The following is a 14,703-nucleotide window of genomic DNA, read 5'->3' on the forward strand; positions in this document are numbered from 1 at the left end:
GCTTAGATTCGTCCGGCGGAACGTAGCGCGGCAATCTCATCATCCGTGAAGACGCGCGAACGGATGTGAAACCGCACGCCTTCGCCGTTATCCAGCGAGAACATGCCGCCGCGACCCGGCACAACGTCCAGCGTGAGTTCGGTGTGTTTCCAGTATTCGAATTGCGGGCCGGACATGTAGAAGGGCGTCTCGCCCAGTGTGCCGAGCAGGACGTCCTGATCGCCCACGAGGAACTCGCCGCGCGGATAGCACATGGGGGACGAGCCGTCGCAGCAGCCGCCGCTCTGATGGAACATGAGTGGGCCGTGCTTCGCTTCGAGCTTCTCCATGAGCACGCTTGCCGCAGGCGTGCGAAGGACCTGTATCGGGATGGTTGGTGTTGCGCTCATGGGTGTCGGTCGTTTCGCCCTCCCGCAGCGCAGCATCGAGTTGGCTGCATGCCTGCTTCAGTAATCCGGAGCATCTGCTTGGCGGATCAGCATTCGTGCAGGCCCGGTGCTGCGCTGCGGGAGGGCAAACCCTTTAAAAGAAGCCCAGCTTGTTCGGACTGTAGCTGACGAGAACGTTCTTCGTCTGCTGGTAGTGATGAATCATCATCTTGTGGTTTTCGCGGCCGATGCCGCTCTGCTTGTAGCCGCCGAAGGCTGCGTGGGCGGGGTAGAGGTGATAGCAGTTGGTCCAGACGCGACCTGCTTCAATGCCGCGGCCGAAGTTGAAGGCGCGATTCATGTCGCGTGTCCAGACACCGGCGCCCAGGCCGTAGAGGGTGTCGTTTGCGATCTCGAGCGCTTCGTCTTCTGTCTTGAAGGTGGTGACCGAAACGACCGGTCCGAAAATTTCCTCTTGGAAGATGCGCATCTTGTTATTGCCTTCGAAGACAGTGGGCTGCACGTAGAAGCCATTGGCGAGGTCTCCCGGCATGTCGGCTCGCTTGCCGCCTGTGAGTACCTTCGCGCCCTCCTGCTTGCCGATGTCCATGTAGCTCAGGATCTTTTCAAGCTGCTCGGACGAGGCCTGCGCGCCGATCATGGTGGATTTGTCGAGCGGTGAGCCCTGCTTGATGGCCTCGACGCGCTGGATAGCGCGTTCCATGAAGCGGTCATAGATGCTCTGCTGGACGAGTGCTCGTGAGGGGCAGGTGCAGACTTCGCCCTGGTTGAGGGCGAACATGGCGAAGCCTTCCAGAGCCTTATCGAAGAACGCATCGTCTTCGCGCATGACGTCTTCGAAGAAGATATTCGGGCTCTTGCCGCCGAGTTCGAGTGTGACGGGGATCAGGTTCTGCGAGGCGTACTGCATGATCAGGCGGCCGGTCGTCGTCTCGCCGGTGAAGGCGATCTTCTTGATGCGCGGCGACGATGCGAGCGGCTTGCCTGCTTCCAGACCGAAGCCGTTGACGACGTTGAGCACGCCCGGCGGCAGGATGTCTTCGATGAGGCCCATGAAGACGAGGATGGAGAGCGGTGTCTGTTCTGCGGGCTTCAGCACGACGGTGTTGCCGGCGGCCAGTGCGGGTGCGAGCTTCCATGCGGCCATCAGCAACGGGAAGTTCCACGGGATGATGAGGCCGACGACGCCGAGCGGTTCGTTGTAGTGGTAGGCGACGGTGGTCGCGTCGATCTCGGAGATGGTGCCCTCTTCCGCGCGGATGACGCCGGCGAAGTAGCGGAAGTGATCGATCATCAGCGGCAGGTCGGCAGCCATGGTCTCGCGGATGGGCTTGCCGTTATCCCACGTCTCGACGGTTGCGAGCAGCTCCAGATTGTCCTCGATCCGCTGTGCGATGCGCTCAAGCAGGCGGCCGCGCTCCGTGGTGCTGGTGCGACCCCACGCGGCGCGGGCGGCGTGTGCGGCGTCGAGTGCCTTGTCGACGTCGGCGGCGTTGGAACGGGCGATCTGGCAGAGGACTTCGCCGGTGACGGGTGTGACGTTGTCGAAGTACTGGCCGCTGGCCGGCGCGATCCATCGACCGCCGATGTAGTTGTCGTACTGCTTGCGCAGGTGCAGGGGATGGTCGCCGGTGGCGGGATTCAGTGCAGGTGTCGTGGCCATGTCAATGGGCTCCTTCGCTGCGAACACAGGGCACGTCGGCCCCGGGGAGATCGCAGCGGCGAAAATCTTACTCCCGCTGCGGCTGTGATGTCGCGCGGAGTTAGAAATGTCGCATCTCGAACAAACGCATCTGTCGCTGTCTGTCCAGAAAACGGTGAACGGTCCGAGAGTTCGGGTGCCCCATTCTTCGGCGGTCTCATCGCGAGAGGGTAGGGTTCACACACCGTGCGAATCGTTTCTCCGTTTCAGCCTGACATCATGGATGGTCGCGCTTCGCGCGACACCCATCCTTTGCTTCGCAAAAGATGGGGCGCCCGGAGGGGGCACAACTTACTGGCCCTTGTAGTCCACGAAGAGGTCCGGGTACTCGCGCTTCAGTGCGTCGATTTTTGGGCGGTCGCAGGTCTGGATGTAGGGGTTGTTTGGGTTATGGAGGGCGTAGTCCTGGTGGTAGTCTTCGCCGCGGTAGAAGCCCTTCAGTGGTGTCACCTCGGTCACGATCTTCGACTTGAAGGCATGCGCCGCGTCGAGTTGTGCGATGTAGGCCTGCGCGATACGCTGCTGCTCCGGTGTGTTGAAGAAGATGGCTGAGCGATATGACGTGCCTTCATCCGGTCCCTGGCGATTCAGTTGTGTTGGGTCGTGCGCGACGGAGAAGAAGATGCGGAGCAGGCCGCCGTAGGTGATGATGGCGGGGTCATAGGTGACCTCGACCGACTCGGCGTGGCCGGTGGTCTCGGTGGTGACCTGGTCATAGGTGGCAGTGGAGGCTTTACCGCCTGCGTAGCCGACGACAGTCTTCTTCACGCCCTTGACGCGCTCAAAAACGCTCTGCGTGCCCCAGAAACATCCGCCGGCGAAGACGGCCACCTGCAACTTGCCCGGAGCCTTCGCAACATCCTGTGACGGAATCGGGAAGGTGCCGCGATCCACCGCGTGGCCGTACAGCGGCACAGCGAGTGTGGTGGCGAGAACGGCGAAACGGATCGAGCGAGCGAACATGCGAAACCTCACGCAGAATTGGACGCACGCGCTGCTGCGTTAGTCGCCGTTAACGAGGAACTGTTCGATCCTGCCGTCCTTCTGCGTGTACGAATTCAATGACAGTGTGCGTGTGGCGAACTTCACCTCGTAGGTGCGGTAAAACATTCCGCCACGCAGGGCTTCGCTGGTTTGTCTGACGTCAACGATGGAACCGAGCGGAGCGAGACTCTTCGCGAAATCGGCGAGCGTGCTGTCGCTGAAGTAGTAGTTTGCATCCGGCGTGAAGAGCGATCGGTCGATCGTAGAGGTCTGCAGACCCGTCAGGATGGACCTCGCCTGTTGGGATGGAGCGGGCGAATACAGGGCCGCAGCAGGCACGCTCGTCTGCTCGGGTGCGGCAGCACGCTTTGCCGCTGGTGGAGCAGTAGAGCGGATCAGGATCGGGCGTATCGCACTGGTGATGCCTTCTGCGCCGGGACCTTCGAAGTTAGTCAGCGCAGCGAAGGCGATGTCGTCCGTGAGATCGACAACGTTGTTCGAGACGAAACCGCCAACCTCGCCACTGTGGAAGAGAATGTCTCGTCCGCCGGAGTGACTTACAAAAATACCCAGGCCATAGTGCGAACTGCTGCCATCCTTCAACTTGAAGTCGGTTTCCATTGCGTCATAGCTCTCAGGCTTCAGCAGCGTGCGGTGCACGATGCTCTCATCCCATGCCAGCAGCGTAGAAACGGGCATGGCAAGGGTCGCATCTCCGCTATACCAGCCCGGCGCTTCCAGAATTGCGGGCCGCGGCGGACTGAGCGCGTGGCGCTCGTAGCCGTGTGGCTTGAGCTGATCGCGTTCATTGTCAAGATCAAGCACGCCTTCGAGCTTCAGCGGCTTGATGACGTTGACCCACAGGTAGTTGTGAAAGCTTTGGCCTGTGACCTTTTCGATAATGAGCGCGGCGAGCTGGAAGTTCGTGTTGCTGTACTGCCACTTTGTTCCGGGATCGAAGTCGAGCGGCTTCGTAGCCCACTCGTGGATGAGCTTGTAGCTGTCGACGGGTTTTGTCCATGCAGGGATGGTGTAGTCCTGCGGCGCATAGTCGCTGTAACCGCTGGTGTGGGTCAGCAGGTTGCGGATGGTGACTTCGTCGGCTCGGGTGAACTCCGGAAACCACTTGGAGACGGGATCGTCGAGTCGCAGCTTGCCTTGCTCCTGCAGCAGCAGGATGCAGGCCGCGGTGAACTGCTTCGAGATGGAGCCGACAGGGTAGGCCATGGACGTTTGCGCGGGGACATTCTTCTCGATGACGGCGCTGCCAAAGGCCTTCGTGTAGACGAGTTTGTTGCCGCGACGGATACCGACAACGGTGCTGGGAATGCCGCTCTTGTCGAAGGCGGTTTTGACGGCAGTGTCGACCTTTGTGGTCTCGTCCGGGGTGAAGGCCGTCTGCGCGAGCGACGTGCTCGCCGAGGCCATCAAAATCGTCAGTGCCGCTGCAGCAAATCGCATGATTCCCTCAACACTTTTGTAAGTGGGTAAACAGGTCTACGCATGGTTATACGCGATGGCCTCGGTGTCGTTTTCGCTGCCATGCAGAGCGTCTCGAAGTGACCGCAGCGATTGCCTACAATGGATCCTGATGGACAACACCTTCGACATCATTATTGTGGGCGGTGGCCCTGCGGGTGCCACTGCCGCGTATCAACTGGGCCTCGCTGGCGTGAAGGTCCTGCTGCTGGATAAGGCTGCCGGGTTTCCGCGTGAAAAGCCCTGTGGTGGCGGCCTGACCGCGCGCCTGCTGGATCGCTTTCCCTACGTGCGCGAGTTCCTCGCAGCAGGCGAGGTGTCGGTCAATCCGCTGAGCCGCATCCACCTGGAATCGCCGGATGGTACGCGTGCGACCTATCAAGCCGATTACACGTGCCTCCACCTGATCCGTCGCTGGGAGTTTGACGCGGCGCTCTTCCGCCGTGCCGAGAGCGTGTGCACCGTTCGGACGGGTGTGATGATCCGGCGCTGCCTTGTGAAGCCCGACCATGTTGAGTTGGAGAGCAGCACCGGCGAGCTCTTTACGGCGCCCATGATCATCGGTGCCGACTCCGCAAACTCAGTCGTCGCGCGACACACCGGGCTGCGCGATGAAGCCGCGCATAAGCTGTACGCCATCGACATGATGGAAGAGACCACCTACGACCGTCTCGACGTGAAGGATCGCGAGAGCATCTACATCTTCCTCACGTTGAAGGAGGCCTTCGGGTACGGCTACATCTTCCCGAAGACCGAACACCTGAACCTGGGCTATGCATGCAAATTGGACTGGTATCTGACGAAGCTGCGTGGCAAGGGAGCGGAGTTTCACGGGGAGTGGGTCGACACGCTGAAGGCGAAGGGCGATGTGACCGGTGAGACGAACCCTGACGGCTACAAGGCCTTTCCCATTCCCATCAGCGGGCCGCTTGAAAAGACGTATACGGACCGCGTTCTGCTGGCAGGGGACGCAGGTGGCTTTGTGAATGCCTTCACGGCTGAGGGCATCTATTACGCCATGACCAGTGGCTCGCTTGCTGCGGATGCAGCGCTGGCGGCGATCCAGTCGAAGCGCTACGACGCACAGTTCCTGAGCAGCTATCAAGCCGCCTGGCAGCGCGAGATCGGCAGCGACCTTCAGCACTCCGTGGACATTCAGCACCGGCTGTTCAACGGCAGCGATCGGATTGATGCGCTTGTGCGTAAGTCAAAGGAAGACCCCGAATTGCTGCGGCTGATCCTTGGTTACAGCATGGGCACATCGACTTACGAGGCGCTTCGAAATCACATGGTTCGATCGACCATGCCCAAGTGGGTGTGGGGCAAGATGAAGGCGGCTGTCGGCTTGAGCCGATAGACCGCCTTTGCCGGCGGATCGATACAGTCCCGCGCTAGTCCATCTTCTCTCTGGAAGGCTGACCTGCGATCACGATTTCGTTATCGACAGAGAACACCCCAGGCGTGCCATTCGCCTGCATGGATGCGATGTTCGCATCCGACTCGCGATCGACCACGCCGGTGAGTGTGACGTGACCGTGGTCCACGATGATGTGGATGGCATGGTAGCCGCGCGGTGGGTCGGCCGTGATGCCGCCGGCTTCCAGCGCGACGGACGGCGCGGCGCCAAAGCCTACAGGGGCACCGGTGTACTTCCGTAGCGCGGGTTGCGTGTAGATGCGGCGATATACACCGATGCGGATGCCGTCATCCATGGGCGAGGTCGGCAGCACCTTGATCTGGTTGTTGACGGTCTCAACTCCGGGTATATCCTTCACGGCGCGCTGTGCGTCCTGCTTCAGCGTGGGCCGCGAGGCGAAGCCGCGCAGCACGATGGTACGGCCCTGCATGCCGAACGAGAGCGAGTCGAAGACGCTGTAGTTGGACAGGCTCAGCAGGCGGTGACGCACCTCCTGCACAATGCGGCCGGCATCTTCCTGCGACCAGGTCTTGCTGTTGTACTCCTGTGCGGCGGTTGCCTTTGACTGTGCCCCAACGATTGACGGTGCCAGGGCCAGCCCGGCACAAAGAACGGTAATTGCGAGCGGTTGTTTCATGGTGTTCACCTCACGGCATCTCCGATTTCATAGGACGCTGCGAGCCCACGTTTGGGTAGGCGGATTTGCGCCATGTTCGTTAGCGGACGGAGATGGTATGGGCGTCCCTGGCATCCGTAGGGACATGAAACGCACGCTCGCTTCGCTCGCCACTGCCGCAGTCCTACTCTCCTCTTGCTCGCTGTATGGGCAGACCATGCCGAACCCGAACAAGGACACGCACGAGGTCAGCGTGGTGCTGCCTGCACCGCTGCCTGCGACGCCGGAGAACATCGCAAAGCTGAAGCTGCCCGCAGGCTTCCATATCGCGAAGTTTGCTGAGGGGCTGCAGAGCCCGCGTGTCGTCGTCGTCTCTCCGGCCGGAAACATCTACGTTAGTAGCCGCGATGCCGGAACCATCACAATGGTCTCGCCGGACGGCACGACGAAGAAACAGGTACTTGCTCTGCAGGATGTGCACGGCATGGTCGTTCACAACGGCACCCTGTACTACGTCACCATCAACGAGGCCTACAGTGCGCCCATCAATGCGGACGGCACGTTGGGCACTTCGAAGCTCATCATCCGGGGTCTGCCGGACGCAGGTCAGCACGTCGATCGCACGCTGGCTGTTGGGCCGGATAACAAGCTGTATCTCTCGGTGGGCAGCACCTGCAACACCTGCGATGAACACAATAAGGCTCAGGCGACCATGCAGCGATTCAATCTGGATGGAACTGGCCAGGAGACCTTTGCTACCGGGCTGCGAAACACCATCGGTTTCAACTTTCAGCCGAGTACCGGGTCCATGTATGGCTGGGATGACGGTGTTGACTGGCAGGGCGACAAGGTACAGCGCGAGGAGTTGAACAAAATTGAGATGGGTAAGGAGTATGGCTGGCCTTACATCCTGGCGGATGGCGAGCGCAACCTGTACCTGACGCCTCCGCATGGCGTCACGATGGAGCAATGGGACGCGAAAACCACGCGCCCGGTACTGACGTGGACGGCGCATGCGTCGGGCATGCAGTTGATCTTCCTGAACGGCGCAGGTCTTCCGGCGGATTACAACGGAGACGCGCTGGCCAGCATGCACGGCTCCTGGGGAGCGAATCCGCCCAGCGGGTATGAGGTGGTTCGCATCCACTTCGAGGGTGCCACTGCGAAGACGATCACACCCTTCGCCGAGGGCTTTCTGATGCCCGCCAGGGGCGGAAGCGGCTGGGCAAGGTTCGCGCGCCCGTTCGGCCTGGCGCAGATGCAGGATGGCAGCATCCTGCTTGGCGACGAACAGAACGGCATTCTGTACCGGATCAGCTACAGCAAGTAAGTCAGCACCCAGAAAATAATTCGAGCGCGATGGCGGCCGCACCGTCTTTCCCTGTAGAGAGTAATCATGATCTACGCGGAAGGGTGCGGCCTGTCGTTGTCTCAAACAGAGGAAGCCGTGCCAGCCATCACGGTCGAGTCGCTGGTACCCGCGTACACGCCGCTGCTCTTCCGCATGGCGCATGCGTTACTGCGTAATCGAGCGGAGGCGGACGACGTCGTGCAGGACACGTTTCTGCGCGTCCTGCAGCATCGCCGATCGCTGCCTGACGTCCGGGACATGCGAGTCTGGCTGGTGCGGATCGCGTGGAATCTCGCCCTGGATCGACGGAGGAAGCTACGGCCGGACCAGATGGAGGACGCCTTTGCGCAGTCGCTGGTGGCGGTTGATCTGCCGGCAGACCGCGCCATTGCGGAAGCGCTGGAACTGAAGGCCGTGATGGCAGAGATTGAGCGACTGCCCGAGGCGGAGCGGCACGTGCTCCTGCTGGCGGCCGTGGAAGAGATGAGTCATGCAGAGATGGCGGCCGTGCTGGGTCGCAGTGAATCAGCCGTGCGCGCACTGCTGTTCCGTGCACGAACGCGGCTGCGCGAACGTTTGAATCGGAGGTCAGCGCGATGAACGAGGACGATAAGAATCTGGAGACAGTACTGCGCGGCCTGCGCGAGGTTCAGCCTGATGCATCGCTGGAGACGCGCATCGCACGGGTGTTACGCGAAGCGCAGGCCGAGCCGGTTGCCGTCCCGTGGTTTGGAGGCTGGTTACTCGCGCTTCGCATCACCGGTGCAGGGGTTGCGTGCATCTTCCTTGCCGCGATTGTGCTTCGTTCTTCGCATCATCCGCGGACGAGCCATGTCGCGCATACCGCGCCACTCGTGCAACAGAAGGCACTGCCGCAGAGGGCCATTGCGTCTGCTGGAAGGACGAAGCTGCGAGGACGAGTTGCCGTTCCTGGAATGCAACCCACCGTTTCAGCATCGCGCGTAGAGACAAACATGACTTCCCAGCAGCAGAGTTTCCCGGCCCCGCCCCTGCCACTGACCGAACAGGAAAAGCTACTGATAAAGCTGGCGCATCGGGACGATCCGGTGCAGTTGGCGCGACTGGCGCCCGGTCCGCGCGCTGCCCGCTATCAGGCCGAAAAGGATCAGGTGAGCGAGTTCTTCACGCCGCCAGCACCACTCGATCAACCTGACATGACCTTGGAATCCGGAGGAGGAACCCAATGAAGATCTCTCTCGCGACCACTGCACTCTGTGTGCTCCTGCTCCCAAGTGGCGCCGCATCCGCCCAGTCGGCGGTAGCTACCACCAACGCGCCAGCACCGCCACAGCAGACGGGGCCGCACATCCTGCGCACCTTCCACCTGCATTACACCGATACGCAGGCGGATCAGAACGAGATCGTCACAGCCATCCGGAACCTCTCGTCGCCGCAACTGCGGGTCTACCTGGTTCCGTCGCGCAACGAGATTGCAGCGAATGGCAGCCCTGAAGACCTGAAGATGATCGAAGATCTGCTTGCCAAGCTTGATGTTCCGCACAAACTCTATCGACTCACTTATACCTTCACGGAGAGCGACGGAGGCAAGCGCATCGGTGTGTCGCGCTACGCTATGACGCTCGCGCCGGGGCAGCGCATGCAGATGAAGCAGGGTAGCCGCGTGCCCTTGGTCACCGGTTCCGTAGGACATGATGCCCAACCAATGAAGCAGACACAATACATCGACGTCGGGCTCAACTTCGACTCTGAGGTCGAGGAGTATGGTGCGGGGATCCGACTGAAATCAATGGTGGAACAATCCTCGGTGGCTGAAGAGAAGTCCGGCATGGGGCCGGAAGATCCCGTAATCCGGCAGACCAAGGTTGAGGGAGTTTCAATCCTCACGGAGGGAAAGTCGATGTCGCTTGGAGAACTGGACGTCGTAGGCAGCACCCGCCACATGCAGGTAGATGCGGTGATCGAAGCCGTGAAGTAAGTTGCATGCGCTTCCGCACCGGGGTTTCGCAGGTAAACTCGATCTCGAAAAAAAGCCCGCGATCGGACTGCAAGATATCTAGGTCGTGCTCGCGTCAGCTCGGACGGTGAAAGCAGAGAAGGCCGGGGCATGTAGTTCCGGCCTTCTCTATTTTCGTCCTCGGCTCTTCGTTAGAAGGTAATTTTCGCGCCGAACTGCGTGTTGAAGGGCTCACCCGCACCAATGCCAGGGGCCCCGTTGTAGTCGCCGATGGTGTCATTGAGCGTAAAGGTTCCACCGGAGTTATTGCTGGATGGTGGGGCAAAGTTAATGCGGTTCCCCAGGTTAAAGAGTTCGGCACGGAACTGGATGTTCACACGTTCAGCGATGCGTGTGTTCTTAAAGAACGACAGATCCATGTCGCCATAACCGGGGCCGTAAAACTGGTTACGACGCAGCGTGCCGAAGGTTCCCTGAGGAGCATCGGAGAATGCGGCCGGATTCAGCCACGAAGCGCCAGTCTTGCGCTGACGAAAGCCAGCATAAGGATCAGGCAATATTTGCACTGCTCGATCCGTCCCCTCGTTGGTGCCGCTGACATTCCCAGACGCAGCAATATTGAAGGGTTGGCCACCGTGATAAGACGCGAGTGCATTGACCTGCCATCCGCTGGTCAGCATTTTCAGGTAGTTTGAGCCGGGTAGTTCATACGAGGCAAACATCACGAACGTGTTGCGAACATCGTAATCGGAATTACCGTACTGACCTTTGAAGTTACGGCTATCCTGCGGCAACTCACCACGATACTGCGAAGTTTCATCCAGATTATGACTCCAGGTGTAAGTCCCCGAAGCCGAGATGCGGTGCCAGTTGTTGACACGAAGCTGTGTCTGCAGTGAGTTGTAGTTGGAGGTGCCGATGCTCTGAACTTCATTGATATTGCCGTACTGCGGATAGAGAGAGAAGTAAGGGCGGGTCACTTGTCGCGCACTGTTGTTTGCGTAGACGCCCGGCAGCGCCTGGTTAATGTCAAGCAGCGCAAGCAGATGCCTCGCCTGGCTACCCACGTACCCGACCTGTGCGATGACGCCCGGGGCGAGCGTCTGTTCCACGTTGAGGGAATAGTTCTGATTCACCGACGGGCGGAAGTTCTTGTTGATGCTGAAAACTCCACAGGGTGCCGCGGTCGTGCAACTCACGCCTGTGGACGTGCCAAAGATGTTTTGTCCCTGCGCGATCTGGACCTCACCCACGTCGATTGTGAAGACGGGATTGGGACCTACAGGGTTACCTTCTACACCATTGGGGGCAGCATTGCCGGGCCGGTTGTCGAGGAAAGGATTTAGGTTCGGTGTGTCGTAATAAAAGCCATAACCCGCACGCAATACCGTTGTGTTACTGAGTGAGTAATTCAACCCAAGGCGGGGACTAAACGCGCCGTAGTACTTCTGATAGAGACTATCGATCTGATTACCCTGGAATGCGATGCCGGAGGGCGTGAGGCCTGGGCGAAAGACCGAAAGATCCTGCAGGCCATTATGTAGCGGACCCACATAGTCAAAGCGCGCTCCGTAGTTGAGTACAAGCTTTGGCGTGACCTTCCAGCTATCCCCTGCAGACAGGAACCAGGTGTTTACGAATACCTGCCGTTCGGGATCGCCGATGGCGATGGTCGCGTCTGACGTGCGTCCGGAAAGGAAGTCGGCCAGCGGCGCGATGTATTGGTCCGGCGTGTAACAGTTGGTTGCGGTCTGTGGCGTCGTAGCGCAACCCGGTAGTTTCGCGTTGATGGTTTGAGCGATCTGACTGCCGTCGAAGGTGAACGATCCGACAGAATGGCGCTTGTAGAACTCGTCGAGTTGCGCCTGACGAAATTCGCCACCGAACCGGAGCTCGTGGTTGCCGATGATCCACGACACCTGGTCGGTCAGGTGCCCGGTAATGTCATTGCGGCCTTCCGGCGGGGTCAGGCCGGCAGGATCGAAGGAACCGATATTGATATTGGGTGCATTGGTGTACTTTGCGCTGGTGACGAAGCCCGCGGTCTGAATGCTGCCGAAGTTCGTGTTGGCATCATTGAAGACCTGGTTGAAGTAGTTGACGCCCATCAGGACCTGATTGGAGATATGCGGCGTAATGGAGCGGTTGTAGACAATCGCGATGTTGTGCACATGAAGCGGAGCGACCTCGTAGTAATCCGCCAGTTGCGATCCGACGGGCGCCACCTGGTTGCCCTGACCCGTAAACCAGTGAGCGGACAGGCTGTCCTTATCCGAGATGTGCCAGTCAAGCTTGCCAATGCCATTCCAGCTATAGCCGTACTCCGGTACTGGCGAGTGGAAGTTATCCGGTGTTGTGTCGGTTGAACCCAGGTTGCCGCTGGTGTACAGGGTGTTCAGTGTGCTCTGCATAACGCCCAGCGATGCGAGGCCGTTCATTGCAAGCAGAGCCTTGGCCTGCGTCTGCCAGCCCGTATTGGGCTCCGTCGCGGTGCCGGATTCGCCGATGACAAAACGCTGATGCTCAAAGCTCAGGAAGCCGAATAGCTTGTCCTTGAGGAATGGGCCTCCCACTGAGAAACCGGTGTTGTAATTACGGACCTTTTGCTTAATGTCGGCAAAAGGGCTCTTCGTGCCGAAGAGTTCATTTCGGTTGAAGTAATACACCGAGCCATGCAATGAATTCGAACCGGCCTTAAGTGACAGGTTGACTGTGCCGCCGGGATTGCGTCCGCCCTCCGGTCCTGCCTGGGTTTGTGCGCTGAACTGATCTACAGCGTCGATGGGAAGCACGATCCCTGCAATCCCGGATACGCCACCCTGATTGACTGCCGGAACGTTGTGCCACAGATCGTTGTTGTCGACGCCGTCAATTTGCCAGTTCATCTGGTTTGCGCGCGTCCCGTTCAGCGATCCAAATCCTCCGCCGACGTAGCCCGCAAAGCCCGGCGTCAATTGAACCAACTGCGTGAAGTCGCGGCCGTTCAGCGGCATGTTGTCCACGGCTTTTTGATCGAGCACGGTTGTCTGCGTGACCGTGGTTGTGTCGAGCGCGATTGCGGCTGCATTGACTTCCACGGTCAAGCTCTCGCTGGCGACGGCGAGTTTTACCGGTAGCGTATACATCGTGCCGGCGGCGACCTGGATCTTGTCGTACTTCGTCTTGCCGAATCCACCCGCAGAGATTTCTGCGCTGTAGATCCCCAGCGGAAGATCCTGGAAGAGGAATTCGCCACTGGAAGAACTCACGGAGGAACTGACGACGCCGGTGGCAACGTTGGTGACCTTCACGGAAGCGTTAGGACCGAGGCACCTGTGGAGTCAGTGACCGATCCATTGATACCGCCACGGAATGTCTGCGCTTTCGCAAACGGCGTGAGCAGAAGCAAGAGTAAGAGCAGCGAACAGCGCAATGGCATTTGCATATTCCTCCCGGAAACGACAACAGTGCCTTACCCGCTCTGTAGAGAGCAGTTGGTTCGTGGCTGAATATCGGGCGGGTCAGTTCGGAATCCGAACTAACCTCTCTCGCAGAGCTTCAGTCTCTTCCGCATGCGTTCACGTGCACGCAGCGGTTACATTTTGGTGAATTGCACAGAAGATACAAACACGCAGATACCCACGCAAGCTTTATTGCGAGCTATTCATGGTATGTGGCGCTAATAGGCGCTTTGTGCTCTGTATAAGTCGTCTTCACGACGGAATCCTGCTGAATCACTCGCAGGTTAGAGTTTGAATAACTCCAACGCAAAGTCACGCACAGGTCACAGCGGCGACGCAAAACAGTATGCGGATTTTCTACTTGATGCGGCTGAGCGAGGCTTCGATGTGATGGGCGACATCGGCCTGCGCGAATTGCGATGCGACGCGGATCGCGTTCAGGATCGCGACCTCGTTCGAGGATCCATGGCCGATGATGCACGCGCCACGAACGCCCAGCAGCGGCGCTCCACCATATTCGGAGTAGTCGAGGCGCTTCTTGAAGTTCTTGAATGCCTTGCGGCTCAGCAGCGCACCGACCTGGGAGGTGATGGTCGCCTTTAAGGTCTGCTTCAGGCTCTCGGAGACAAGCTTCGCGATGCCTTCGGTGGTCTTGATCGCCACGTTGCCCACGAAGCCGTCGCAAACTACGACATCGCAGCGGCCGTTGAACAGGTCGCGGCCTTCGACGTTGCCGATGAAGTGATAGATCTGCTCACCCTCAAGGGCACGGAGGAGCGGCAGGGTTTCGCGGGTGAGCGCGTTGCCCTTGCTGTCTTCTTCGCCGATCGAGAGCAGGCCCACACGCGGCTTGGGGATGCCAAGCACGTTCTGCGCGTAGATCTGGCCCATCAGGGCAAACTGCACCAGGTTCTTCGGATCACTATCGACGTTGGCGCCGACGTCCAGCATCACGCAGGGCGAACCGGTCTGCGTGGGCAGAATAGTTGCCAGCGCGGGCCGATCGACACCTTCCAGCGTGCCCAGCACCATCTTGGCCGTGGCCATGGCGGCGCCAGTATTGCCGGCCGTGACGAAACCCCGAGCCTTGCCTTCGCGGACCAGTTTCAGGCCCACGCGCATGCTGGAGTCTTTCTTGGATCGGACAGACGCTGCCGCCTTGTCGTCCATGCTGATCCATTCACTGGCGTGAACCACGTGAATAGGCAGACGCTCGCCCTGGAGGTGTTCCTCCAGCAGCGGCCGGATCATGTTCTCCGGTCCAACAAGATGTACGCGAACAGGAAACAGACGGCACGCGGCGATGGCGCCGCGTATCTCCGGTTCCGGGCCCTTTTCAGAGCCCATCGCGTCAAGAACGATATCAGTCAGCATCCGGTGGGATTCGAC

At 59.6% G+C, this 14,703-nt stretch carries 12 protein-coding genes; 5 read left to right on the forward strand and 7 right to left on the reverse strand.

Features of this window, described 5'->3' with window-relative positions:
* Nucleotides 1–2: 2 nt before the first annotated feature.
* The 4 genes from BLW03_RS12620 to BLW03_RS12635 form a co-directional block, all read right to left on the reverse strand.
* A complete protein-coding gene (locus BLW03_RS12620; protein ID WP_074654404.1) occupies nt 3–389 on the reverse strand; it encodes a DUF779 domain-containing protein in 387 nt (128 codons plus the stop codon).
* 133 nt (nt 390–522) lie between these two features.
* Nucleotides 523–2,052: an aldehyde dehydrogenase gene (gene adh, locus BLW03_RS12625; RefSeq protein WP_074654405.1), complete on the reverse strand. Its 1,530-nt coding sequence runs from the start codon at nt 2,050–2,052 to the stop codon at nt 523–525.
* A 330-nt stretch (nt 2,053–2,382) separates the two neighbouring features.
* Nucleotides 2,383–3,054 (reverse strand): peptide-methionine (S)-S-oxide reductase MsrA, encoded by a 672-nt coding sequence (gene msrA / locus BLW03_RS12630; RefSeq protein WP_074654406.1) that lies wholly within the window; start codon nt 3,052–3,054, stop codon nt 2,383–2,385.
* Between the two features lie 39 nt (nt 3,055–3,093).
* A complete protein-coding gene (locus BLW03_RS12635) occupies nt 3,094–4,536 on the reverse strand; it encodes a serine hydrolase domain-containing protein (RefSeq protein ID WP_074654407.1) in 1,443 nt (480 codons plus the stop codon).
* 130 nt (nt 4,537–4,666) lie between these two features.
* Here BLW03_RS12635 and BLW03_RS12640 point away from each other — a divergent pair, with 130 nt between their 5' ends.
* Nucleotides 4,667–5,911, forward strand: coding sequence for an NAD(P)/FAD-dependent oxidoreductase (locus BLW03_RS12640; RefSeq protein ID WP_074654408.1), 1,245 nt, complete (start codon nt 4,667–4,669; stop codon nt 5,909–5,911).
* Between the two features lie 34 nt (nt 5,912–5,945).
* On the opposite strand, the gene BLW03_RS12645 is transcribed toward BLW03_RS12640, so the two are convergent.
* On the reverse strand, nt 5,946–6,608 hold the full coding sequence (locus BLW03_RS12645) for a BON domain-containing protein (RefSeq protein WP_074655989.1): 663 nt from the start codon (nt 6,606–6,608) through the stop codon (nt 5,946–5,948).
* 124 nt (nt 6,609–6,732) lie between these two features.
* Here BLW03_RS12645 and BLW03_RS12650 point away from each other — a divergent pair, with 124 nt between their 5' ends.
* The 4 genes from BLW03_RS12650 to BLW03_RS12665 all read left to right on the forward strand — a co-directional run bounded on the left by BLW03_RS12650 (nt 6,733) and on the right by BLW03_RS12665 (nt 9,895).
* Nucleotides 6,733–7,917 carry a PQQ-dependent sugar dehydrogenase gene (locus tag BLW03_RS12650; protein ID WP_074654409.1) on the forward strand — a complete coding sequence of 395 codons (1,185 nt, stop codon included), beginning with the start codon at nt 6,733–6,735 and terminating at the stop codon, nt 7,915–7,917.
* A 66-nt stretch (nt 7,918–7,983) separates the two neighbouring features.
* The gene (locus tag BLW03_RS12655; RefSeq protein ID WP_074654410.1) at nt 7,984–8,538 is read left to right on the forward strand and encodes an RNA polymerase sigma factor; all 555 of its coding nucleotides are present in this window, start codon (nt 7,984–7,986) and stop codon (nt 8,536–8,538) included.
* Nucleotides 8,535–9,146 (forward strand): hypothetical protein, encoded by a 612-nt coding sequence (locus BLW03_RS12660; protein ID WP_074654411.1) that lies wholly within the window; start codon nt 8,535–8,537, stop codon nt 9,144–9,146. The genes BLW03_RS12655 and BLW03_RS12660 overlap by 4 nt, the downstream gene beginning before the upstream one ends.
* Complete coding sequence (locus BLW03_RS12665) at nt 9,143–9,895, forward strand: secretin N-terminal domain-containing protein (protein ID WP_074654412.1); 753 nt, start codon at nt 9,143–9,145, stop codon at nt 9,893–9,895. Before BLW03_RS12660 ends, BLW03_RS12665 begins: the two co-directional genes overlap by 4 nt.
* 170 nt (nt 9,896–10,065) lie before the next feature.
* Here the strand turns inward: BLW03_RS12665 and BLW03_RS12670 are convergent, their stop codons facing one another.
* Together BLW03_RS12670 and plsX are read right to left on the reverse strand one after the other, a co-directional pair.
* Entirely contained in the window at nt 10,066–13,164 is a 3,099-nt protein-coding gene (locus BLW03_RS12670) for a TonB-dependent receptor (RefSeq protein WP_074654413.1), read from the reverse strand.
* 507 nt (nt 13,165–13,671) lie between these two features.
* Nucleotides 13,672–14,688, reverse strand: coding sequence for a phosphate acyltransferase PlsX (gene plsX, locus BLW03_RS12675; protein ID WP_074654414.1), 1,017 nt, complete (start codon nt 14,686–14,688; stop codon nt 13,672–13,674).
* Nucleotides 14,689–14,703: the final 15 nt, after the last annotated feature.

Source organism: Terriglobus roseus, assembly GCF_900105625.1.
Taxonomy (GTDB): domain Bacteria; phylum Acidobacteriota; class Terriglobia; order Terriglobales; family Acidobacteriaceae; genus Terriglobus; species Terriglobus roseus_B.

What these genes read in the sequence shown, in the direction of transcription:
- BLW03_RS12620 (WP_074654404.1), bottom strand. Translation starts at nt 389, where the DNA reads ATGAGCGCAACACCAACCATCCCGATACAGGTCCTTCGCACGCCTGCG.
- adh (WP_074654405.1), bottom strand. Translation starts at nt 2,052, where the DNA reads ATGGCCACGACACCTGCACTGAATCCCGCCACCGGCGACCATCCCCTG.
- msrA (WP_074654406.1), bottom strand. Translation starts at nt 3,054, where the DNA reads ATGTTCGCTCGCTCGATCCGTTTCGCCGTTCTCGCCACCACACTCGCT.
- BLW03_RS12635 (WP_074654407.1), bottom strand. Translation starts at nt 4,536, where the DNA reads ATGCGATTTGCTGCAGCGGCACTGACGATTTTGATGGCCTCGGCGAGC.
- BLW03_RS12640 (WP_074654408.1), top strand. Translation starts at nt 4,667, where the DNA reads ATGGACAACACCTTCGACATCATTATTGTGGGCGGTGGCCCTGCGGGT.
- BLW03_RS12645 (WP_074655989.1), bottom strand. Translation starts at nt 6,608, where the DNA reads ATGAAACAACCGCTCGCAATTACCGTTCTTTGTGCCGGGCTGGCCCTG.
- BLW03_RS12650 (WP_074654409.1), top strand. Translation starts at nt 6,733, where the DNA reads ATGAAACGCACGCTCGCTTCGCTCGCCACTGCCGCAGTCCTACTCTCC.
- BLW03_RS12655 (WP_074654410.1), top strand. Translation starts at nt 7,984, where the DNA reads ATGATCTACGCGGAAGGGTGCGGCCTGTCGTTGTCTCAAACAGAGGAA.
- BLW03_RS12660 (WP_074654411.1), top strand. Translation starts at nt 8,535, where the DNA reads ATGAACGAGGACGATAAGAATCTGGAGACAGTACTGCGCGGCCTGCGC.
- BLW03_RS12665 (WP_074654412.1), top strand. Translation starts at nt 9,143, where the DNA reads ATGAAGATCTCTCTCGCGACCACTGCACTCTGTGTGCTCCTGCTCCCA.
- plsX (WP_074654414.1), bottom strand. Translation starts at nt 14,688, where the DNA reads ATGCTGACTGATATCGTTCTTGACGCGATGGGCTCTGAAAAGGGCCCG.